The organism is Bradyrhizobium liaoningense, from assembly GCF_018130785.1.
GTDB classification, from domain to species: domain Bacteria; phylum Pseudomonadota; class Alphaproteobacteria; order Rhizobiales; family Xanthobacteraceae; genus Bradyrhizobium; species Bradyrhizobium liaoningense_A.
This window is the reverse complement of sequence record NZ_JAFCJT010000014.1, coordinates 112,946-134,523: the sequence shown is the minus strand read 5'-3', so window position 1 is coordinate 134,523 and position 21,578 is coordinate 112,946. Positions and strand designations below refer to the sequence as shown.

Sequence of the window (21,578 nt, the reverse complement as noted above, 5' to 3'; positions counted from 1 at the left end):
CGCAGACAAGACTCAACCTCCGCGCCTGCACGGAGATTGCCAATTGGGGCAGAAGCCATGATTGATGTCGATAGACAAAAGGTAGGTATCAGCAGAGTGACCGTGCACTACGAGCGCAGCGCACCATTGGCTTTCCCTATCGATCCATCGCTCTTCTCTATCAAGAACACGATGCGCGCGTCGTTGCGCTCGGTGATCTCCACCGTGTCGCCCGTCTCGCGGATCAGATTCGGAATGTCAATCACCGACAAGGGATCCGTGCAGTGCACTTCGAGCTGATCACCCGGCTGCAATGGTTTCAGCGCCTTGCGCGTTTTCAACGCCGGCAGTGGGCATTTCAACCCCGTGAGATCGAGTGTCGTTCTGGTCATGGGCGCAACATGGCGGGCTGGGTCGATGCCGTCAACGCGAGGACTCAGAGCAGATCAGCATAGGACAGAAAACCTACACTCTGCCCCGGCTCGACACGCGTGATGTCCTCGCCGAGTTCGATCAGGCCATCGGTCTCGACCAGCGACGACAACAGGCCTGCCCCTTCGCGCGGGAACTTGAGCGCTTCCAAGGAGCCGTCCTCTCGGCGCCGCAACGAGGTGCGAACATATTCGCGCCGGCCGATCTTCTTCTTGTAGGTGAACGCAGCACGCACCGGGATCGGCAACAGCGGCTCCGGCAGACCACCCGCAAGCGCCAGCACCGTCGGCCGCACCACATGGACGAAGGTCACAAAACTGGCAACGGGATTGCCGGGCAAGCCGATCAGCGGCGTGCCGCCGATGATGCCCATCGCCACGGGACGGCCGGGCTTGATCGCCATCCGCCACAGCACCAGCGAGCCGATGCTCTCGACCGCCGCCTTGACGTGGTCCTCCTCGCCGGTCGAGACGCCGCCGGTGGTGAGGATCAGATCGTGGCTGCCTGCAACCTGCTTCAATCCATTCGCGAGCGAATTGCGCTCGTCGCGCAAGATGCCGAGGTCGGAGACCTCGCAGCCGAGCCGGCGCAGCATCGCCATCAGCATGAAGCGGTTGGAATCGAACAGCTGTGACGCCGCGCGCGGCTCGCCGGGCGACGCCAGTTCGTCACCGGTCGAGAACACCGCGACGCGGATGCGCCTGACGACGTCGAGCCGGGTCAGGCCGAATGCTGCAGCAAGCGCGACATGCTGCGGTAGCAGGCGCTGGCCGGCCCGCAGCGCGACGTGCCCTTGCGGAATGTCCTCGCCTGCGGGCCGGACATTCGCGCCGGGCTTCAGCCCCGGCGGCAGCACAATTCTGCCGGCCTCATCGAGGCGGACGTCTTCCTGCATGAAGACGGTCTCGGCGTCAGGTGGCATCGGCGCGCCCGTGAAGATGCGCGCAGTGTGGCCGGCCTTGATCGGCGCCTGCGCAAGGCCGCCGGCCTGGATGCGGCCGTCGAGCGGGAATGCCCGTTCCGCACTGTCCGGAAGGTCGGCGTTGCGCACGGCGTAACCGTCGACGGCGGAGTTGGTGAAGGGCGGCAGCGGCAGGGGCGCCGCGATATCGCGCGCGAGCACGCGCCCGTCCGCATCAATGAGTGCCACGGTCTCGATATCGGCGATCGCATTGACGCGCGTGGTGATCAGACCAACGGCCTCGTCGACCGACATCATCGGTCCGCCGAAGGCAAAGCAATCATCCGACAGTTGCGCCATGGTGCCTCGTCAGCGCATCGCGGCGCTTTTTGCCACCGCTTCCTCGACCGGCATCGCCGCACGCAGCAGCAATGCCGCGGCAGCCTCGATATCATCGAGATGGACGGTCGGCAGGCAGGTTTCAATGGCGATGTCGGCCGCAATCCCGACAATTCCGGGATCATCGGGAAACAGCAATGGCTTGCCGTTGGCGGCGCGATGCACCTCGATCTTGCGGTGCGGCTCGCGCTTGAAGCCTTCGACCACGACGAGATCGACGGCCGACAGCTTGCTCAAGAGCTCCGGCAGCCGAGGCTCGGCGGCGCCGCGCAACTCATGCATCAGGGCCCAGCGGTTCGACGAAGCAACCAGCACCTCGGTCGCGCCGGCCTCGCGGTGGCGCCAGGAATCCTTGCCGGGCACATCGACGTCGAACTGGTGATGCGCATGCTTGATGACGGAGACGCGCAAGCCTTGCGCGTTGAAATGCGGGATCAGCCGCGTCAACAGCGTGGTCTTGCCCGCACCGCTCCAGCCCGCAAGGCCGATGACTTTCATAACCGTTCGATCTCCGCCAACGGCTCGTCAGCCGATGGAACCCCTGGCCTCTCCCCGTCATTGCGAGTGCAGCGAAGCAATCCAGACTGCCACCGTGGATTTAGTTCTGGATTGCTTCGCTTCGCTCGCAATGACGAACGGAGGCATTTCGTTGTCTCCACGGCATGCTTATATCGGCTTGACCCGAATGTCATGCTAACGTCGCGACCATGATGAAGATCGACAAAACCCCGGTGCCCCTGATTCTCCCTGACACGGACGACCCGCGCCTGACCCAGAGCGTGACCGGGACCGACCAGACCGGCGCCAAGGTCGCGATCAAAGTGCCGATGGAGCGCCCGCTGACGCTCTACCTGAATTCGCAGGAGATCGTCACCATGATGACGATCGGCGACTACCCGGAATATCTGGCGCTGGGCTATTTGCTCAACCAGAACATGCTGAAATATAATGACGAGGTCACCGAGGTCGAATACGACGACGACCTCCAGGTGGTGGTGGTGCGCACCTCACATCACACCAATTTCGAAGCCAAGCTGAAGAAGCGCACCCAGACCTCGGGCTGCGCGCAGGGCACCGCCTTCGGCGACCTGTTGGAGGCGGTCGAGAGCGTCGCGCTGCCGAAGGCCGAGCTGCGCACCTCCTGGCTCTACCAGATGACGCAGACCATCAACACCATGCCCTCGCTCTATCTGGAGGCTGGCGCGATCCACGGCTGCGTGCTGTGCAAGGAGGGCGAGCCGCTCTGCTATACCGAGGACGTCGGCCGTCACAACGCGGTCGACAAGATCGCGGGCTGGATGTACCGCCACGGCGTCGATGCCTCCGACAAGATCCTCTACACCACGGGGCGGCTGACCTCGGAAATGGTGATCAAGACCGTGCGCATGGGCATTCCGATCCTGGTGTCGCGCTCCGGCTTCACCGCCTGGGGCGTCGATCTCGCTCGCCAGGTCGGACTGACGCTGGTCGGCCGCACGCGCGGAAAGCGCTTCATCGCGCTCGCGGGCGAAGAACGCATCGTCTACGATCAGGACCTCGCTTATGTCGAGGAGGAATCGGCGAAGCACAAGCGCAAGGGTGAAGGTGGTGACGACTGAAATTCCGCTGACGCAATGCGTGCTGCTCGCCGGCGGCCTGGCACGACGGATGGGCGGCGGCGACAAGCCGATGCGGACCATCGGCGGCCGCACCATCCTCGAGCGCGTGATCGCGCGATTGACCCCGCAATGCAGCGGATTGATCCTCAATGCGAATGGCGATCCCGCACGTTTCGCAGCATTCGGCCTGACCGTCGTCGCCGATGACGTACCCGGCTTTCCCGGCCCGCTCGCCGGCATTCTCGCCGCACTCGACTGGACAGCGGCAAACCGGCCCGACATCAAATGGGTGCTGAGCGCCGCGGGCGACTGCCCGTTCCTGCCACGCGATCTCGTGGCGCAGTTGCATGAGGCGCGGGAGCGCGAGAACGCACAGCTCGCGGTCGCCGCATCGGGCGATCAAACACATCCGGTGATCGGCTTGTGGCGCGTCACCTTGCGCGACGAGCTGCGTCACGCCCTGGTCGTTGAGGACCTCCGCAAGATCGACCGCTGGACCGCGCGTTATCCCCTCGCAACGGTGACATGGCCGGACGAGCCGCTCGATCCGTTCTTCAATGCCAACACGATCGAGGATATCGCCGAAGCCGAGCGGCTGGCGGCGCTGGATCAAGCGTCTTAATCAAGCTCAGGCCACCAGCGGCACCGTCCAGGCATCGTAACCGTAGACCCAGCTCGTATCGGTCCGCTCCTTCAGCCAGACGTTGGCGCGCGAGGTCTCCTGTACCCGCGTGGTACGCACCTTGCGCGTCGCCTCGAAGCGGCGGAATGCGTCCGCGACGCCGTCGCGGTCGACACCACCGAGACAGCGCGACAGCACCGCGGCGTCCTCGATTGCCATGGCCGCCCCCTGTGCCATGTAGGGCGTCATGGGATGGCAGGCATCGCCGAGCAGCGTCACCTTGCCGTCGGCCCAGCGCTCCAGCGCGTCGCGGTCCATGATCGCCCATTTGTGCACGTCGGGACACGCAGCGAGCACCTGAGTGACCTGCGGATGAAAGCCTTCGAATGATGCGCGCAGATCGCGCACGTCGCCCTTCGCCGACCAGGACTCGATGCGAAAGTCCGGCTCGGGTTGGCTGGTGACGAGATAGACCTCGCTGCGATCAGGCTTGACGTAATAGATTACGATGTGGCGGTCCTCACCCCACCATTTGGTGCAGTCGTCGATCTTCTCACCGCCGAGCAGCGCGGCGGGATAGGTGGTGCGATAGGCGATGCGACCGGTGAATTTGGCCGGCGCGGTGTCGAACAGGATGTCGCGGACCGTCGAATGGACGCCGTCCGCGCCGACCACGGCATCGGCGACGGCGCTTGTGCCATCGGCAAAGCTCAGCCGGACACCCTCGCCGGTCTCGTCGAGGCCGACGAGCTTGTGGCTGAGCCTCACGAACTCAGGCGGTACCGCGCTTGCCAGCGCCGCATGCAGATCGCCGCGATGGGCAAGCAGGTAGGGCGCGCCGAACTTCGCTTCCGCGCTTTCGCCAAAGATCATGTCGAACTTGATGTCGCCGCTCTTCCAGTCGCGGTTGTTCCAGGAGCGTGGATAGAACGAATGCTCGCGCATCCGCGCCTCCAGCCCCAGCGCGCGCAACACCTTCATCGCGTTGCAGCCGATCTGGATGCCGGCGCCGATGCGGGCGAACTGGGAGGCCTGTTCGTAGACCATCACATCGATACCGACGCGCCGGAGCGCCGCGGCAGTCGCAAGCCCGCCCATGCCGGCACCAACGATCGCAACCGAAAGCGGACTGGCCATCGCGTCCCCCACCCTGTCGCGCGGCTTGAACGCCGCGTCGTCGATCTAAGCGGGACGGAATCCCGCTCGCTCCAGCGCCGTACGCGCCTCGTCCGAACTCAGCGCGTCGAGAAAGGCCTGCACCGCCGGACGCTGCTTGCGCGCTGTCACCAGCGCGAAATCATAATGCTCTTCCGCGAGCGGAATGAAACCGAGGCCGACCGCATGGGCGACCGGCGCAATCGTCATGCCCCAATCGGCGCGGCGCTGCGCGACGGCCGCAGCAACCGCGTTGTGCGAGCGCGGCTGATTCCAGTAACCTTCCGGGCGCGCGCCGCCGAGCAGCCGGTCGATCAGGATGCGCGTGCCGGCACCCTGGTTGCGATTGACCATGATGCAAGTGGGATCGGCCAGCGCAGCGGCAGCCGCTTGCTTCGCGCCGAGACCTTCAAAACGCTTGTCACCCTTGCGGAAGACAATGCCTTGCATCCGCCGCCAGCCGGGCACGAGTTCGAGACCGTCGACGAGATATGGCGTGTTGTAGGTCTCGCTCTTGTCGTCGAACAGATGGATCGGCGCGAGATCGCATTCGCCGCGTTTCGCCGCCGCAAGCCCACCGAGGCTGCCGACGGCGATCGAGCGCACGGTGAGGCCAGCATGCGCGAGCTGCGCCGTGACGAGATCGAGGCCGGTGCAATGGCTGCCGACGATGACGAGATCGGGCACCCGCACATGCGGCGTGAACAGCGTCACCTCGGCGTCCGTCCCTGCCGGCATCTGGTCGGCGAGCGCGTCGATGCGCAGAAAGCCGTCGGCCTGCGCGAACGACGTGATCGCACCGGACCCCTTGCCGGAGGGATAGGCGATCAGGCCTTCCTTGCCGCCGACCAGCGAGACCATGACGAACTCGGTGCGGCCGAGCTCGGAGGCGATGCGCACCGGCACGGTCGCACTCACCTTGGCATCCGAGCGCGGCGGCAGCCCGGCCATCCTGCGCAGCACCGGCACGATCATGTCGTGGAAGGTGAACATCGCCGAAGTCGGAAAGCCCGGCAGGATGACCACCGGCTTGCCGTCGCATACCGCAAGGCACAGCGGCTTGCCGGGCTTGAGCGCAACGCCATGCGCGATGATGCCGGGCTGGCCGAGCCGGCCGATGATGCGATGGGACAGGTCGCCCGCGCCCTTCGACGTGCCGCCGGAGAGCACCAGCATGTCGGCGTCCGCCAGCACACTGCGCATGGCAGCTTCGAGCTTGGCCTCATCGTCGGGAATGGCGCCGAGGAAAACCGCCTCGCCGCCGTTCTCGTCGATCGCGGCGGCGACGATCGCGCCGTTGGTGTCGTAGATCGCAGCCGGCGCGAGCGCCTCGCCGGGCTGAACCAATTCGTCACCGGTAGAAATTACGGCAACGCGCGGCTTGCGCGCGACAGTCACCTCGGCGATGCCGCAGGCCGCCAGCATGCCGATCTCGCGCGAGCCGATGATCGTGCCGGCGCGTAGCAGCGCCTCGCCGCGCGCGATGTCGGAGCCTGCATAGGACACGAACTGTCCCGGCGAGACGGCCCGCCGGACGTCGATCGCGTCGGATCCGGCAGGCTGGGTATGCTCGACCATGACGACGGCGTCGGCGCCGCGCGGGAGCGGCCCGCCGGTTGCGATCGGCGTTGCGGTTCCTGTCGTCACTTGCAGCTTCGGCGCGGTGCCGCAGTGAACGGTCTCGCCGTTCAGCGCAAGGCGAACGGGCGCGCCTTCGCCGGCCGTAGCGAGATCGGCCGAGCGCACGGCAAAGCCGTCAACATTGGAACGGTCGAAAGGCGGAACGTCGATCGGTGCGGTGATGTCTTCCGCCAGCGCCGTGCCGAGCGCATCGGCAAGCTTGCGCACCTCGCTCGGGACCGCGCGCGGGAACAACGCAGCTTCAAAGCGCGCCAGCGCGTCCTCGCGCGAGAGGATCTTGAGGAACTGCTCCTGTTCGAGCGCGCTGCGGTCTTGCGATTGCGGGATCATCGTCATGCCAAAACCTTATCATTCCCGCATCAGATAGGCATCGACCGGCGTCCCTGCCGCAAATCCCTCGCTGCCGGCGGGAACGAGCAGCCATGCATCGGCACCGGCAATGGCCTGAAGCGGCCATTCCCCCACCGCAAGCGGGAGCCACGCATGATGTTCCTCGGCCAGCAGCGCGATCTCGGCGATGCCGACACTGGACGCGATTTTTCGCGCGAGCGGCAAGGTCACCGGCCGACGCGGCTGCCGGGCGGACAGGCGATCAACGAGCGGACGCACGAGCGCGAACCAGCCCGCGAGCGCATGATCCGGCGAACCTGGCAAGGCGACGGCTGGAACTTTCCCGAGCCGCCCGACCGCAGCGGTGCGTCCGGGCTGGAGCGCGAGGCCATGGGCGAGCACGTCACCATGCTTGGCCAGCGCGCTGACGGCGGCATCCCGACGACCGACGCCGCTGCCGCCGACCGTCACGACGAGATCGCAATTGAGATCGCCGAGCGCTCCCGCGATCGATGCCGCATCTTGCGCGGCAGCTTCACGCGTTTGCACGTGCAGCCCTGCCGCGCGCGCGATCTCCGCAATCATGTGCGTCGTCACGGCTGCACCCGGCACGTTGACGATGCACAGCCGCGGCTGCCGTACGCCCAGCGTTTCAACACCGGCGACGCGCGCGAGCAGCAGAGTGGCGGGATTGATCAAATGCCCTTCTGCCACGGCAGGCGCGCGCCCGGAGCTGTCGCTTCCGGCGCGCCTGACGCCCTGTCCGGGCACGCCCTCTGCCAGCGCCTGGGCGAGTGGACCCGACACCTCGACTGCGTCGGCATCGAGCACACAATCACATCCCGGCGGCATCGCGTCGCCGGCATCGACCCAAACGGGTGCCGTTGTCAGAGGCAGCGGCGAATAGGCGGACGCGCCGACAATATCCCTGGCGCAGAGCGCCCAGCCATCCGCAGCGGCGATGTCGCGCGGCGGACAGGCCGCAAGCAGCGGCATCCCTGCCGCGATGCAGCCGACAGCCTCGGCCAGCCGCAACTCCACCGGCGCGACCGGATCAACGCCTCGCAGCAACGCAGCGAGCGCGGTGTCGAGCGGCGTCAGTGATGGCGGCAGGCGCTGGGTCATGCGCCATGATGGACCATGCATCGCCCGGTTTGGCAACCGCCGGCGATGCGAAGATCAGCCGCCGGACTTGCCCGCATTGGGGAAAAACAGCTGCTGTCCGTCGACCTTGTAGTCGGCGATCGCCCCCTGCCCCTCCGGCGAGATCAGCCAGTCGATGAAGGTCTGCCCCAGCTCCTTTTTCACGTTCGGAAATTTTTCCGGGTTCACCAGCATCGCGCCGTACTGATTGAGCAGCCGCTTGTCGCCTTCGACGACGATGCCGAGATCGCCGCGATTCTTGAAGGCGATCCAGCTGCCGCGGTCGGACAGCACATAGGCGTTCGCCGTGCGCGCAGTGTCGAGGGCTGCGTCCATGCCTTGCTTGACTTCGCGATACCATGCGCCCTTGGCAGCGGCGATATCGATACCGGCGACGATCCAGAGCGCGAGCTCCGCGGCATGGGTGCCCGAGCGGTCGCCGCGTGTCACGAACGGCGCGCCCTTGGCCTCGATCGCCTTCAGCGCGGTGGCGATGTCCTTGCCCTTCACGGCGGCGGGATCGCTCTTCGGTCCGATCAGCACATAGTCGTTGTACATCACGTCAAAACGCTTCACGCCAAAACCGTCGGCGACGAACTTCTCCTCCTGCGGCCGTGCGTGCATCAGCACGACGTCGACTTCGCCCCTTCGCGCCCCGTCGAGCACTTCATCGGCACGCCGCGCGATCACCGTCACCTCGATGCCGGTCTTCTCGCGGAAGATCGGCAGCAGATGATCGAGCAGGCCGGACTCCTGTGTCGCCGTGGTCGAGGCCAGCACGATCGCGCGGTCCTCCGCAAATGACGCCGCCACGCCCGCGGCGAGGCCGCAGAGAAGCGCGAGTGCAACGGACAGGCGGCGGACGACCATGATCGGGTTCCCATTGGCTATGACGCGATCATGATGATGATCGATTGCGCCACACTCGTGACGCGTCTGCTCGTTGCGCTCCCAACTCGGGACATTTCGGCAATGCGGCCCGCGCGGTGCGCCGATTGCAATTGCGAGCGCGACGGCCGCAAGGCCCGCGCCACGCGGGCGCTTCAGGATCGTTCACCAAAGCAGAAATCGCGCGTGAGGATGTGTTGCAAAGCAGCGAGATGATCGGGCATGGTCCCGGCGGACGTAAATTGAAATGCAGAATTCCACCTGCGTCGAACGCCAAAAAGAAGCAAGAATTTGCATAGGAATGCAGGATGGAATTCCTGACGACCAGCGAAGCCGCCGACTACCTTCGGCTCGGCGAACGCAAGCTCTACGAACTCGTCACCACCGGTGCGATTCCCTGCACCAAGGTGACCGGGAAGTGGCTCTTCCCGCGGCACGAGCTCGACCTCTGGGTCCTGTCGGGACTGGCGCGTCCGGCCGGCATGCTGACTGCGGAGCCGCCGCCGGTCGTGGGTGGCAGCCAGGACGAGCTTCTGGACTGGAGCCTGCGTGAATCCGGCTCGGGCCTGGGATCGATGAGCGAGGGCAGCGCGCGCGGGCTCGAGCGCCTGCAACGCGACGAGGTGATGGCGGCGGCGGTGCACTTCCACAGCCTGGAGGCCGACGGCAATCTTGCCTCCGACGCCAGTGCGACGGCGCTGCGTGACGCTCCGGACCTGCATGATGCGGTGCTGGTCGCGTTCGTGCGCCGCGAGCAGGGTCTCGTGCTGCCGCCGGGCAATCCGAAACGGCTGCGCGGCCTTTCCGACGTGCTTGCGCTCGGTGTCAGGATGGCGATGCGACAACAAGGCACGGGCGCGCAGATGCTGCTCGACGTGCTGTTGAAGGGCGCCGGCGCCTCGACGCGCGATCTGCGCCGGATCGAGACGCCGGCCCTCACCGGGCCGGATCTCGCCGAGATCGTCCGCGCGGGACAAGCCGATTGCGGGATCGCGACGCGTGCGGCGGCGCGCTCGGCCGGGCTCGATTACGTGCCGCTGGTCTGGGAGAATTTTGATCTCGCAATGCGGCAGCGCAGCTATTTTCGCCCGCCAATGCAGGCCCTGATCCGGTTCCTCAGCGAAAGACGGCTGCGACAGCGCGCCGAGGAGCTGACCGGCTACGATCCCTCGCCCGCCGGGCAGATCCGCTTCGCGGCCTGACATTGACGCCCGCCCCCTAATAGTTGCAAAAGAAACCAATTCAGCCGGGCCGTACCCGGAAAAAGCAACACCGGCCAACGAGCCGGATCAGGGGAGGACAAGCGTGAATCCAACGAGATCTGGACTGCCGGTCGCGGCCGGCTTTGTAGCCACTTGCTTGGCGGCGGCGCTGCTGCCGGGGGCGGCGTCGGCGCAGGTTTCCGACAACATCGTCAAGATCGGCGTGCTCACCGACATGAACGGCCCCGCCTCCGCGCCGACCGGCCAGGGCTCGGTGACGGCGGCGCAGATGGCGATCGACGATTTCGGCGGCACCGTGCTCGGCAAGCCGATCAGCATCGTGATCGGCGACCACCAGCTCAAGGCCGATATCGGCGGCGCGATCGCGCGGCGCTGGTTTGACGTCGACCAGGTCGATCTGATCGTCGACGTGCCGGTCTCCGCGGTCGGGCTCGCGGTGCAGAACGTCGCCAACGAGAAGAAGCGGCTGTTCATCACCCACTCCACCGGCACGGCGGATTTCCACGGCAAGTTCTGCTCGCCCTACGCGATCCAGTGGGTGTTCGACACCCGTGCGCTCGCGGTCGGCACCGCGGATGCAGTGGTCAAGCGCGGCGGCGACAGCTGGTTCTTCATCACCGACGACTACGCCTTCGGCCATTCGCTGGAGCGCGACGCCTCCAGCGTCGTCACCGCCAATGGCGGCAAGGTGCTGGGCTCGGTGCGGCCGCCGCTAGCAACCCCCGACCTCTCCTCCTTCGTGCTGCAGGCGCAGGCCTCCAAGGCCAAGATCATCGGCATTGCCGCAGGTCCCCCCAACAACATGAACGAGATCAAGACGGGCTCGGAGTTCGGCGTGTTCAAGGGCGGCCAGCAGATGGCGGCGCTGCTGGCGCTGATCACCGACATCCATGGCCTCGGCCTGCAGGCCGCCCAGGGGCTGTTGCTGACGACGTCGTTCTATTGGGACATGGACGACAAGACCCGTGAATGGTCGAAGCGCTATTTCGCCAAGATGAACAAGATGCCGTCGATGTGGCAGGCCGGCGTCTATTCGAGCGTGATGCACTATCTCAACGCCATCAAGGAGACCGGCACCGACGATCCGCTCAAGGTCGCGGCGAAGATGCGGGAAAAGCCGATCGAGGATTTTTTCGCCCGCAACGGCAAACTCCGCGAGGACAATCTGATGGTGCACGACCTCTGGCTGGTGCAAGTGAAGACGCCGGAGGAGAGCAAATATCCGTGGGACTATTACAAGATCCTCACGACGATCTCGGGCGAGAAGGCGTTCGGGCCCCCGGACCCGGCGTGTCCGCTGGTGAAGAAGTGACGACGTAGCCGAGCCGCAGTGACGGTGCACCCTCTCCCCTTGCGGGAGAGGGTGGATTCGCAAAGCGAAGCCGGGTGAGGGGTTGTCTCCGCGAATACAGCTCGCACTGAGTTCGCGGGGAGAACCCCTCATCCGGCGCTTCGCGCCACCTTCTCCCACAAGGGGAGAAGGAAGGAAGCGCGTGCCTCGCGCCCTACTTCACGACCCCGATCTCGCGAAAATACTTCATCACCCCCGGATGGATCAGCTCCAGCTTCGGCGCGGCCGCGACCGTGTTCGACGCCGTGGTCTCGCAGGCCTGCGCGAGCTGCTTGCAGAAGGTCGCCTCGACGCCGTGCAGCGTCTTCGCGAGGCGATAGGCGACGTCATCGGGCAGGTCCTCGCGCGTGAGGACGAAACTCCACGAGCCGAGCGAGGCGATCGACTCGGCCTGCTTCGGATAGGAGCCGGCCGGCACGGTGAGCGGCTTCAGGAACGCATGCTTGGCGCGAATGCGCGTGATCTCTTCAGTGCTGGGCGCAATGAAGCGCGCGCCTGACGCACCCGATGCCACCGCGGCAAAGCCGGGCCAGCCGATGCCGGCGCCCCACAGCGCGGCGACGCGGCCGTCCTCGACCATCGCCGGACCATCGCCGGCGCGGTCAAGATAGATCGCCTTGAAATCCTCGTCCTGCTTGAGGCCGAGACCATCGAGCACGTAGCGCGCCAGGATCGGCAGGCCCGAGCCCTTGGCGCCGAAGGCGACGGGCTGGCCGACCAGATCGCGGATGGTCCTGTACGGACTGTCCGCCCGCACCACGAACATGCCGGGGTTGGAATAGATCGCGGTGAGGATCTTCAACCGCACAGGCGCGCGGCCGATGCCGGCAAAGGCCTCGTAGGCCGGCTCGCCCGCGACCAGCGCGAGATCGATCTCGCCCTTCTCCAAGAGCGGAATGTTCTCGTTGCTGCCCTTGGTGTTGCGGGGGGCGATGGTGATTTGCGGATCGGCCGCGTTCATCGCTTCCGCAAAGGCGTTGCCATAGAGCGGAAAGCCGCCGCCGGGCGTCGCTGTGCCCAGGCTGAGTGTCGTGGTCGGAATGGCGTCGCCTCCGGTTTGAGCAGCGGCGGGGCTTGCGAGTGGATTTGCGAGCAGCGCCGCGCCGAGAAGAATTGCGATTGCGAATCTCATGATGAGTCCCGGCCGCCCCGCGTCAACATCGACTTGCGGCGACGTAGGCAGCGGGCGGTTTTTGTGAAAGCATGCCGCCCAACGACAATAGAACAATGGGAGACGTCATGTTGCGAATTTTGCGTAACACTGTTTTTGGGCTGCTTTTTCTTTCAACTCTCCTCAACGCCTCCCCTCCCGCCTCCGCCGCCGGCTACCCCGACCGCCCCGTGCACTGGATGATCGGCTTCGCCGCCGGCGGCCCGGTCGACATCGTGGCGCGGATCATGGCGCAAGCGCTGTCGGATCGCCTCGGCCAGCAATTCATCGTCGAGAACCGCGCCGGCTCCGGCGGCAACATCGCGGCCGGCGCCGCGATCAATTCGCCGGCGGACGGCTACACCCTGCTGTTCGTCGCGCCCAACAACGCGATCTCGACCTCGCTCTACAAGAAGCTGCCGTTCGACTTCTTGCGCGACACCGTGCCGGTCGCCAGCATCATGCAGCTCACCAACATGCTGGTCGTCTCCAACGCGTTTCCCGCGAAGACGGTCCAGGAGTTCATCGACTACTGCAAGGCCAATCCCGGCAAGATCTCGTTTGCCTCGTCCGGCAACGGCACCTCGGTGCACATGTCGGCGGAGCTGTTCAAGGTGATGACCAAGTGCGACATGGTGCACGTGCCCTATCGCGGCTCGGCCATCGCCTTCCCCGACATCATCTCCAACAAGGTGCAACTGATCTTCGACAACCTCCCCTCCGCGCTCGAGCAGTCGCGCGGCGGCAATGTCCGCGCACTTGGCGTGACCTCGCCGCAGCGCTGGCCGAGCGTGCCCGACGTGCCGGCGATCGCCGAGACCGTGCCGGGCTTCGAATCGGTCGGCTTCTACGGCATCTCCGCGCCAAAGGGCACGCCGCCCGAGGTGATCGAGATCCTCAACAAGGCCGTCGGCGAAGCCCTGAAGGACCCGAAGGTCATCGCGCGACTCACCGAGAACGGCGGCATCCCCAAGCCGATGACATCAGCCGAGTTCGGCAAGCTGGTCGCCGACGAGACCGAGAAATGGAAGAAGGTGGTGGAGTTCGCCGGGGTTTCGGTGGACTAGGGGCGGCCCTTCGCGGTGTGCAGTAGCACGCCGGCAAGGCGTTCGGAGGGACCTGCAGGCCCCTCCGGAATCAAAATGTGCGAAAACAACCCCATGCACCGTAGAAAAGACGTGTGATAACAGTGGGTTACCGAAACGGAAAAACGGGCCTTCGTGAGCCGATTTGACTCGTCGGGCAAAACAGGAGCATAAGGGCATCATCGCCAGTTTCGGTTATTCGAAAGTCATCGGCAATGCTGCGTCGGGGGTTTCCATCCACTGGTGCCAGCATTGCACCCCCGCCTCCATCCCTGTAAACGAACCGCGCACCGTTGCCGGCCGCGTCGTCCCGCGTCCGTCTCGCGGCGGGGCCTGTAGCTCAATGGTTAGAGCCGGCCGCTCATAACGGTCTGGTTGCAGGTTCGAGTCCTGCCGGGCCCACCAGCGTTTTCAGGGTGTTGCGGTCGGACGGAACGCTTCGCTTTCTCATCAACCAACGAAACAACCAATCCTACGTTCTTGCTCGGTGCCGAGTGCGTACCAATGGCGTTCGCAGCCCCGTGCAAGTGGTCGGGACGGTGATGGCCGCACGTCTCCCTTAAACTCTTTCGTATTGCTTGGCCGAGAACAGAGCCCCAAAGCAACCAAGCCCGAAAAGAAAGATCGTCCGGAAGGTCCCAAGCCCCTATGCAAACCGCTAAAATTTGCCGTTGCCGCCACTCGTGGCGCATCGTTTGGTGGCCACTTTACCGAACACCGGCCGACATCCCAAACCGCTGCACGGCCTCGCCAGCACGCCAAAGGATTCGTGGGTTCTACCCATCGCCAGCCCCATAAGAACCAAGTCGTCTGTTGGGCGTTAACCCCGCGCTATTGAGCCGTTTCGCGGAGGTCTAGCAATGGACAACCAGAACCGGACAGCCCTTGTCCTATCTGCTATCGCCATGGCCGTCGCCATTGGATCGGCAGTTATGTCGGATCGCGTCGACACTCGTACGGCCAGCAACGACGCAGCTCCCGGCACAGTAGGACTAGCCCGTCCACACCCGCCGCTAGACCGTGCGGCCGGTGAACCGATACAAACGGTAGGCGGGCCGCCTAGTGCAATTATTCGGCAGCGGCATTGACCGAACACCGGCAGGGAGCCACGCCCCTGCCCGGCCTCGCCTGTCCGTTCCAGGAGCATGACCACCGCCCTTACTGCGGCACCCCACTTGGCGCAGAGAACGAGGGTTATCGGTTCTGTTTTAGAGAGGAATGATGGAAGACAACACCAAGAGAGACCGGTCTCAATCGTCTCTAAAAAAGCGCGCGCTCGATGCTGAAGCTACTAAGGTGCTCGATGAAGCGCGCTCCATGTCGGAGCAGATCGGCACGCCTGCAGAGCTCCGGGAGCCGCGAACATCGCGATGTCGCGATCGACGGACCGCAATCCGACCATCCGGGCATATCTTAAGCTCCTCACCGCGATCGGTGCTGAAAGCTGTGGTGTTGAGCAACGCCAGGCATTGCGCCATAAGCCCTGTTGGGCCCCAACCAGGGAGCCGCGCCGCCGGGGAGCTCGAGGCCCATTCTGCCTGCTGGCGTCAACTCGCAGTCGTTCAATATATCCCTGTTGGGATACTGCGCCTGAAACGAAGCTGGATTTGAATTCGCCCATGTCGGGCACTGGGCATTTGCAGAGCTTATCGCGCCAATCGATATCATCGCTGCAATTATGGAAGTCCTGAATCCAGTCATAGTGGTACTCCGAACGGTTGTTGTTTTCGTGCGGAGCGTTCGCTGGCTAGAATCGGCTGCTCTGTTGAAAGCGTTTCCTTAGAACTTTTTTGACAGGGATTACGTAGGTATGCGCTTGAGAAAAGACACGCCGTAGAAAATCACGGCTGCGCGAACGACGCTCACCGTTGCGTGACACCCACATCCATGCATGTTTGAAGTCGGGATTACGGTGACAGTGCACTCAGTGACACTGGCCGTTTCGCGGATTCGAAGGCTCTTGAATTAAGCGCACTGTCACCGCAATTGCGATCCTAGATCATGCGCCGAGGCTGTTGAAACGAGCCGCCGAAAACCTCTTCCTTTCGCGTTCGGTAGATGGTGACGACCTCCCGGCACGCTTTGACATTCAACCGGTGGAAATCGGTCTTCAATTGATCCAGCTCGCCGGCGGTGATCCGGTAGTTGGGCGCGCCCAGGAACAGCAGCGCCATCGTGGTGGGCCATGAGCAATCGAGAGACTTGGCCAGGATCAACACCGGCTCGCGATCCTTCTCGATCAATGCCCGTTCCGCGACATCGATTGGAAGTTGACAGAGCAACGACAGGGCGACGGTGGTCTCGTTGAACTTGAGAGAGTGCGCAAGCTCGAAGACCTTGTCTTCGGTCAATTCGCCTCTCTCGTGCAGTTTTGCCACCGTGCGCTTCGCCGTGAAGTAATCCTTCGACGCCGGGCCAAACCTGGCGTGAATGGCCCCGGTGACATCGACGACGACGCGATGGACCTGACTTTCGATATCCGGACGCTCCCTCTTCAGCTTTTGCCGCACCTCTTCGGAGGCCTTGGCGATCAACTGGTGGAAGAGATGCCGAGGGATATCCTTTCGAAGTCCCACCGATTCAGCGAGGATCGAATCCCCTTCCGACCGCCGCACCAGGTGCAGGAATCCGGACTTGGAGAGACTAGCCCCGGCATTTGATGCGACCGAGGTTGCGACCTCGGGAGATCCCCGCACCACCAGGACATCGGTGACCGCTTCCGGGACCGTTTGTCGCTTGGAGATTGCAAGCAGATGTTGCTGGCTCTTGTTCCTGGCACACGCAATCAATGTCTCGGTGTCGAGGCGCTCCGACTGACTGAGAACCGGCCATGCGACATCGATGCAGTCGTCGCTTGCCATCTGCCGGGTCAACGCATAGGGCGCGTTCGAACTGCATGCGAGCTTTCCCGCGAGCTTCGCCCGCGCGCTCGCTTCAATCTCCTGCGCGAGACGACCGATGACCTCACCGAACGTCCAGATCTGCTCCTCGGAATAAGTGCCGGCGATCAGGATGTCTGCCGCATGCCAGAGCGCCCGCAGACAACTCTCGGGATTTCCTCTCGCAACTGCTTCGTCCAACTCGGCCAAGAATGACGTGATAGCAGCCATTGATGCGCTCGCAGTTTGAAAATAATCGAACGACAAAAGCGGATTTCAAAGGAATGGGCGATGACACCACCCCAGACCTGAACACGCGGTAAAATCATTCCCGCCGCCCTGGATCAGGCATAAGGTCCGCCTAATCAGATCGATCGAATTTTAGGTATTGCCTGGCCTGGAGGAGGCGGACGCTGTCGACGCCGAACGTAGCTGCACCCGCGAGGTCGCGCGTTCTGACCAGCAGAAGCCTCCGGCAAGCGAAAGATGACCTCGGCTGGGGCACGGCCCACCGAATGGTTCGGCCCACGCTTAAGGGATTACGGTGACAGTGCATTCAATAACCACGGCCGCTTTCGCGGGCTCGAAGGGTCATCAATCAGGTGCACTGCCACCGTAACGTCGGCGAGGTCCTTCAGCATATCATCGGGTCATCGCCGTGGTCGCAAACGCCATCCGGTTGCTGCGAGGGCATTGGCGCAAATGCGTGGAGGGCCGGCGCGGCGATCGACCGGCTCTGTTCGGCGTGTCGATCGCTGGTGCGGTGCTCACGCGCCTGGAGCGGCGCGCCAGAGATTGCGGTGACGACCAGTCCGGTCAACAAGGCCCTGGACAGGACTGATCCGATAGAGTTTTTGAATGATGTCATCGTGGTGGTTCCTTTCGATTGGTTGATCCCCCGCGAGGCAAGAGATCCGATCCACGACCCTTAGACGTGCGTTGTCGCGCTCGTATTCCCAATTCACAAAGTAGTTTTCGATTTGCCCGAGGCGCCTGCAATCTTCGCGAACGCGCGACAGAGACGGGCACCGGATTCGGTTGGCTGCATCGATCGTGAATAAAAGTTTAGTTGGCCGAGAACCAGACGTGTTCACCTCGTGCCAGGCGAGCCTTCCGAGGCTGTGACAGCGAGACCATAGCCGACAACGCGCGTGGACCCACAGCCCGTATCAGCCCTTACTCCCCAGGCATCACTTTGTTCGACGAGCAAGGGAGCCACCGAATGTATGCCAACATTCTCTTGAGCACGGATGGACCGCACGTCGCGCGAAAAGGCGTCGAGCATGACATTGCCCTGCGCAAGATCGGGCCCCGACGCCTGTTCGGAAAGTCCGACCTGAACCAAAGACCGTCTCAGCTGTTCAGGTCGCCGCCGGAGCCGATCCGAGACGTGCGGTTCAGGCCGAATGGCCGCTTTGCCTCGCCTCCCCGCGTAGTCGCGTCATGACCAGCAGCAGCCGCTGGCAAGCAAATGATAGCTGGTGCAGCAGCACATCCCACCGAATGCTTCGATTCGCGCTCAGGACGGAGAGAAGCCCCAAACCCATCAGCAGCATGCCAAGCCAGGTCCAGCCCCACCCGTCATCGCCCGCCTCTGCGGCGGAAAGGGCGAGCGGCGCCGCCGAGGCGGCAACCACGTCACTGGCGGCCGGCATCGCCGCCAGGAGTGCCTCCACGTCGACCTGGCGCGGCGTGATCTCGTCAGCCGCGAGCCGGTCGTTCGCGCGCTTGGAAAGGGAGGCCGGCGACACGCGGGTCGCGATCCCGGTCGCAAGAACGGGACTGGCATCGACCACCTGCACGGGCGCGGACGGGCCCGGCCGAGAAATATCCTGAGGTGCGGAGCGCGGCAGCTCCGCGCGCGCATCCACCACCGCCTTTCGCTTGCGCGGAGCGGTCTGGTTCTCTTCGGCCGCGGCGACACGATGTCTGGCGGCGCGTTGCCGAAGCGGCTTCTTCACCGCCTCTGCCCCTTCGGCGGCCTGGAACCAGCATCTGCGCCGGCCCTCCACGCGATAGACCCAGCGCCGATCGTCGGCGGTCGACCTGCCGGGCCGCGACAAGCACTCCACTTCCGCTGGAGCGGGCACGGCGGCTGGCGCGGGATCGGAATTGAAGAATGCGGATAATGGATTCGAAGACGCTGACGACGTCGGCAGACTTGCAAGAAGTACAAAAGCGGCGAAACAAAATCGCAAATTACCGGACATGAAAACCCCCGGTGTTGCGCCCCCTGGCCGGGCACGAGCTTTGGCTCTGACCTAGGTCGCAATGCGACTTAAATCGGGCAACGCGGTGGATTCATTCTGACCGCCGGAGAGATGCGTGCGCAGCAGAAGGGCGACTGACGCAAAGGCTGTAACCGCACCCGAACGGATGTAGCCGATGTTACGGCTGCCAGACGAAGCGCTACATCCGAACTGACGACTGGGCTTTCGACCTTCCCGGGATGACATTCTGTCCGGAGTGCAGAACCCGTCCGATCGCGCGGAGCGATTGCGATGAGGGAGGCTACGATGGATTTTTCGCGGATGTCGGATGCAATCCGGCTGCATCACGCCTCCCATCGCCACGATGGGTACGATGGTGACGACGAAGCGGGTCCGGCACCGAGCGCACCCTTCCTGACTGACGCGGTCGGCGGTGGTGCCCTGGTCCATCGTCCCGGCCCGCCTGCAGGTCAATTTTCAGATTCTGGAGCGCACCCCGCGAGCGCGAATACCCAGCATCGTGACTCCGATCCGGTTCAATCCAAACATCCCACATCGGGGGTCGACGCGGGCGGCCACGCCGGCAACCACGCCGCGGCGGGTTCGGATGTTTCGTCCACCACGCCCACTTCCGGCGCATCACATCCCGGGATGGGCATTGCGACGGTCGAGAGCGGAGCGAACACGGCCGGGGACGGCGGAGATGGCTTCTTTTACGGAAGTATGATTCACGCGTCCCTGTTGATCTATCAACCGATCAACATCTCGGTGAGCTTGGGGTACGGCTCGGTCGCCCTGGCCAACCAGTCCAACAATCTGAATGTCGATCAGTCCGCCTTTCAGATGGCCGGCGTCGGCGGCCATGGCGGCAATGACAACATTGCATCGGGAGGCAGCGTCAGTACGTCCTTGGGCGCCGGCGCCATCGCGAGCGGCGACAACGGCGCCGGAAACGGCGGCAGTGGCTATTTCTCGGGTGCGATCGTGGACGCTCCCGTGGTGATCTATCATCCGATCAATATTGCGGTGGCGGCCGCGGGCGGCACTGCGCATGCAAGTCAATCGAACACGGTGGACATCGATCAGTCGGCCACTCAGATCGCGGGCGTCGGCGGAAGTGGCGGACATGGCAACGTGGCCGCCGGCGGCAGCGTCATGACGCTCGACCCAAGCTGGGGATCAAGCAACGGAGCGGGCGTCCCGGACGTTCAAACGGGCGGAAGCCAGGCCGGCAATGGCGGCGACGGCGCGTTCTACGGCGAGCTAGTCCATACGTCCTTCGTCCTTTACGACCCGATCAACATCGCAGTCGCGGGCTATGGTTCCAACGTTCATTCGGTCCAGACAAATGACGCCTACGTCGATCAATCCGTTCTTCAGATCGCCGGCATTGGCGGGCACGGCGGCAACGGCAACGCCGCGGCGGGCGGCTATGCAAGCCTTCTTTCCCATGGCTGCTCCGACTCGATCGCGACCGGTTCGAACGGCGCAGGCAATGGCGGCAACGGATATTTTTCCGGCAGCCTGATCGATGTCAGCGTCGCAATCTATGCACCCATCAATATCGCAATCGCGGGGCCTCATTCGACGGCCGTGGCCGATCAGGTCAACAACGTGCACATCGACCAGAGTGCGGTCCAGATCGCCGGTGTTGGCGGGGACGGCGGCCACGGCAATCTCGCACTGGGTGGCGATCTTTCCGCCCATCTTCTGTCGGACCTTCACCTGGTGGCATAGCGAGACATCGCGCCGCTCGCACAAGCCCGATCGCGAGCTGCGTCGACACGACGCAAGCTCGCGCTGTGCGCCCTCCCGGATGCTGCGAGCCCGGGCGCTGCGCGATGAATGTCATCCTTTCGTACGTAGGCCGACCTACCGGATGGTGTCCGATTTGACATCTATCGCCATCGCGCGTGGGCGGACCAGACTTGCCGCGCGCGTCCGCCTGATTGGGATGGATGATGCACGAAAGCCAACAGAATGAGGGAGGCCTCAAATGATGCCAAAGGCAATCAACATCTCGGATACGATCAAAGTCAAATCGATCGACACCGGTGGCCAAAGTGCCGGAAATGGCGGCGACGGTACCTTCAAGGGAGCCATCATCAGCAAGCCGACTGTCAACTTCGATCCGACCAACAAGGCGGTCGGTTCCGACGTGCACGTGAGCACCGGCGATCACGTTAAACAGACGGCGGATTGGGATGCCGGCGGCGCCAACGCGAAGGCCTCGTATTTTTCGAAGGCCCATGGCGGAGACGCCGAGTCGAACGGAAGCCAGAAGTCCTACAGTGGCTACGATACCTCCAAGGTCTACGCCAATACGGATGCCACCCAGATCAACAAGGTCATGGTGGACCAGCACCAGGAAGTTGTGGCCGGCATCGGCGGCGATGGCGGAGACGGCAACTTCGCATGGGGTGGCGGAGTGACCTTCCATCTCGATACGCTCTGAGCAGCCGCTCGTCCGACTGGCAGGACCGGCGGCCGCGACCGCCGGTCCTGGATTTCACGCCAATGATCTACCGATGCCGTTGCCGAATTGCGTCGGCCTTCGGTCAAGTGCGCCGGACCTCGATTTCAGGCGGTGAC

17 protein-coding genes and 1 tRNA gene are annotated in these 21,578 nt (G+C 64.1%); 8 read left to right on the top strand and 10 right to left on the bottom strand.

The annotated features are described in order from the left end of the window. Positions 1–107 precede the first annotated feature (107 nt). From JQ627_RS25290 to mobB, 3 genes are read right to left on the bottom strand one after another with little or no spacing between them, the layout of a single operon-like run. A complete protein-coding gene (locus JQ627_RS25290) occupies positions 108–371 on the bottom strand; it encodes a sulfurtransferase TusA family protein (protein WP_212486804.1) in 264 nt (87 codons plus the stop codon). 44 nt (positions 372–415) lie between these two features. Next, entirely contained in the window at positions 416–1,672 is a 1,257-nt protein-coding gene (glp, locus tag JQ627_RS25285; protein ID WP_212486803.1) for a gephyrin-like molybdotransferase Glp, read from the bottom strand. 9 nt (positions 1,673–1,681) lie between these two features. Beyond that, positions 1,682–2,209, bottom strand: coding sequence for a molybdopterin-guanine dinucleotide biosynthesis protein B (gene mobB / locus JQ627_RS25280; RefSeq protein ID WP_212486802.1), 528 nt, complete (start codon positions 2,207–2,209; stop codon positions 1,682–1,684). A gap of 209 nt (positions 2,210–2,418) precedes the next feature. Here mobB and fdhD point away from each other — a divergent pair, with 209 nt between their 5' ends. Then, positions 2,419–3,309, top strand: a complete 891-nt coding sequence (fdhD, locus tag JQ627_RS25275) for a formate dehydrogenase accessory sulfurtransferase FdhD (RefSeq protein ID WP_212486801.1) — start codon at positions 2,419–2,421, stop codon at positions 3,307–3,309. Continuing rightward, a complete protein-coding gene (gene mobA / locus JQ627_RS25270; protein ID WP_249143350.1) occupies positions 3,254–3,931 on the top strand; it encodes a molybdenum cofactor guanylyltransferase MobA in 678 nt (225 codons plus the stop codon). The genes fdhD and mobA overlap by 56 nt, the downstream gene beginning before the upstream one ends. A gap of 6 nt (positions 3,932–3,937) precedes the next feature. On the opposite strand, the gene JQ627_RS25265 is transcribed toward mobA, so the two are convergent. Genes JQ627_RS25265 through JQ627_RS25250 form a run of 4 tightly spaced genes read right to left on the bottom strand, consistent with a single transcriptional unit; the run spans position 3,938 to position 9,070 of the window. Then, the gene (locus JQ627_RS25265; protein WP_212486799.1) at positions 3,938–5,068 is read right to left on the bottom strand and encodes an FAD-dependent monooxygenase; all 1,131 of its coding nucleotides are present in this window, start codon (positions 5,066–5,068) and stop codon (positions 3,938–3,940) included. A 45-nt stretch (positions 5,069–5,113) separates the two neighbouring features. Further along, positions 5,114–7,063 (bottom strand): molybdopterin biosynthesis protein, encoded by a 1,950-nt coding sequence (locus JQ627_RS25260; RefSeq protein WP_212486798.1) that lies wholly within the window; start codon positions 7,061–7,063, stop codon positions 5,114–5,116. Positions 7,064–7,075: 12 nt separating this feature from the next. Then, a complete protein-coding gene (locus JQ627_RS25255; protein ID WP_212486797.1) occupies positions 7,076–8,182 on the bottom strand; it encodes a molybdopterin-binding protein in 1,107 nt (368 codons plus the stop codon). A gap of 54 nt (positions 8,183–8,236) precedes the next feature. Beyond that, positions 8,237–9,070 (bottom strand): substrate-binding domain-containing protein, encoded by an 834-nt coding sequence (locus JQ627_RS25250; protein WP_212486796.1) that lies wholly within the window; start codon positions 9,068–9,070, stop codon positions 8,237–8,239. Positions 9,071–9,396: 326 nt separating this feature from the next. On the opposite strand from JQ627_RS25250, the gene JQ627_RS25245 reads away from it, so the two are divergent. Both JQ627_RS25245 and JQ627_RS25240 read left to right on the top strand, forming a co-directional pair. Continuing rightward, positions 9,397–10,290, top strand: coding sequence for a helix-turn-helix transcriptional regulator (locus JQ627_RS25245; RefSeq protein ID WP_212486795.1), 894 nt, complete (start codon positions 9,397–9,399; stop codon positions 10,288–10,290). Positions 10,291–10,393: 103 nt separating this feature from the next. Beyond that, complete coding sequence (locus JQ627_RS25240; protein WP_212486794.1) at positions 10,394–11,623, top strand: ABC transporter substrate-binding protein; 1,230 nt, start codon at positions 10,394–10,396, stop codon at positions 11,621–11,623. A 193-nt stretch (positions 11,624–11,816) separates the two neighbouring features. Here JQ627_RS25240 and JQ627_RS25235 read toward each other — a convergent pair whose 3' ends face one another. After that, entirely contained in the window at positions 11,817–12,794 is a 978-nt protein-coding gene (locus JQ627_RS25235) for a TAXI family TRAP transporter solute-binding subunit (RefSeq protein WP_212486793.1), read from the bottom strand. 107 nt (positions 12,795–12,901) lie between these two features. On the opposite strand from JQ627_RS25235, the gene JQ627_RS25230 reads away from it, so the two are divergent. Together JQ627_RS25230 and JQ627_RS25225 are read left to right on the top strand one after the other, a co-directional pair. Beyond that, positions 12,902–13,879, top strand: a complete 978-nt coding sequence (locus JQ627_RS25230; RefSeq protein WP_041955060.1) for a tripartite tricarboxylate transporter substrate binding protein — start codon at positions 12,902–12,904, stop codon at positions 13,877–13,879. Between the two features lie 347 nt (positions 13,880–14,226). Then, positions 14,227–14,302, top strand: a tRNA-Ile gene (locus JQ627_RS25225). A 1,589-nt stretch (positions 14,303–15,891) separates the two neighbouring features. Here JQ627_RS25225 and JQ627_RS25220 read toward each other — a convergent pair. Continuing rightward, a complete protein-coding gene (locus JQ627_RS25220; RefSeq protein WP_212486841.1) occupies positions 15,892–17,007 on the bottom strand; it encodes a DUF2336 domain-containing protein in 1,116 nt (371 codons plus the stop codon). A 1,166-nt stretch (positions 17,008–18,173) separates the two neighbouring features. Beyond that, entirely contained in the window at positions 18,174–18,986 is an 813-nt protein-coding gene (locus tag JQ627_RS25215) for a hypothetical protein (protein WP_212486792.1), read from the bottom strand. A 306-nt stretch (positions 18,987–19,292) separates the two neighbouring features. Here JQ627_RS25215 and JQ627_RS25210 point away from each other — a divergent pair, with 306 nt between their 5' ends. Continuing rightward, on the top strand, positions 19,293–20,723 hold the full coding sequence (locus JQ627_RS25210; protein ID WP_249143348.1) for a hypothetical protein: 1,431 nt from the start codon (positions 19,293–19,295) through the stop codon (positions 20,721–20,723). A gap of 259 nt (positions 20,724–20,982) precedes the next feature. Then, complete coding sequence (locus JQ627_RS25205; RefSeq protein ID WP_212486790.1) at positions 20,983–21,441, top strand: hypothetical protein; 459 nt, start codon at positions 20,983–20,985, stop codon at positions 21,439–21,441. Positions 21,442–21,578 lie beyond the last annotated feature (137 nt).

Excerpts from the sequence above, each read along its gene's own strand:
- JQ627_RS25290 (WP_212486804.1), bottom strand. The coding sequence starts at position 371 with ATGACCAGAACGACACTCGATCTCACGGGGTTGAAATGCCCACTGCCG.
- glp (WP_212486803.1), bottom strand. The coding sequence starts at position 1,672 with ATGGCGCAACTGTCGGATGATTGCTTTGCCTTCGGCGGACCGATGATG.
- mobB (WP_212486802.1), bottom strand. The coding sequence starts at position 2,209 with ATGAAAGTCATCGGCCTTGCGGGCTGGAGCGGTGCGGGCAAGACCACG.
- fdhD (WP_212486801.1), top strand. The coding sequence starts at position 2,419 with ATGATGAAGATCGACAAAACCCCGGTGCCCCTGATTCTCCCTGACACG.
- mobA (WP_249143350.1), top strand. The coding sequence starts at position 3,254 with ATGTCGAGGAGGAATCGGCGAAGCACAAGCGCAAGGGTGAAGGTGGTG.
- JQ627_RS25265 (WP_212486799.1), bottom strand. The coding sequence starts at position 5,068 with ATGGCCAGTCCGCTTTCGGTTGCGATCGTTGGTGCCGGCATGGGCGGG.
- JQ627_RS25260 (WP_212486798.1), bottom strand. The coding sequence starts at position 7,063 with ATGACGATGATCCCGCAATCGCAAGACCGCAGCGCGCTCGAACAGGAG.
- JQ627_RS25255 (WP_212486797.1), bottom strand. The coding sequence starts at position 8,182 with ATGACCCAGCGCCTGCCGCCATCACTGACGCCGCTCGACACCGCGCTC.
- JQ627_RS25250 (WP_212486796.1), bottom strand. The coding sequence starts at position 9,070 with ATGGTCGTCCGCCGCCTGTCCGTTGCACTCGCGCTTCTCTGCGGCCTC.
- JQ627_RS25245 (WP_212486795.1), top strand. The coding sequence starts at position 9,397 with ATGGAATTCCTGACGACCAGCGAAGCCGCCGACTACCTTCGGCTCGGC.
- JQ627_RS25235 (WP_212486793.1), bottom strand. The coding sequence starts at position 12,794 with ATGAGATTCGCAATCGCAATTCTTCTCGGCGCGGCGCTGCTCGCAAAT.
- JQ627_RS25230 (WP_041955060.1), top strand. The coding sequence starts at position 12,902 with ATGTTGCGAATTTTGCGTAACACTGTTTTTGGGCTGCTTTTTCTTTCA.
- JQ627_RS25220 (WP_212486841.1), bottom strand. The coding sequence starts at position 17,007 with ATGGCTGCTATCACGTCATTCTTGGCCGAGTTGGACGAAGCAGTTGCG.
- JQ627_RS25215 (WP_212486792.1), bottom strand. The coding sequence starts at position 18,986 with ATGTCCGGTAATTTGCGATTTTGTTTCGCCGCTTTTGTACTTCTTGCA.
- JQ627_RS25210 (WP_249143348.1), top strand. The coding sequence starts at position 19,293 with ATGGATTTTTCGCGGATGTCGGATGCAATCCGGCTGCATCACGCCTCC.
- JQ627_RS25205 (WP_212486790.1), top strand. The coding sequence starts at position 20,983 with ATGATGCCAAAGGCAATCAACATCTCGGATACGATCAAAGTCAAATCG.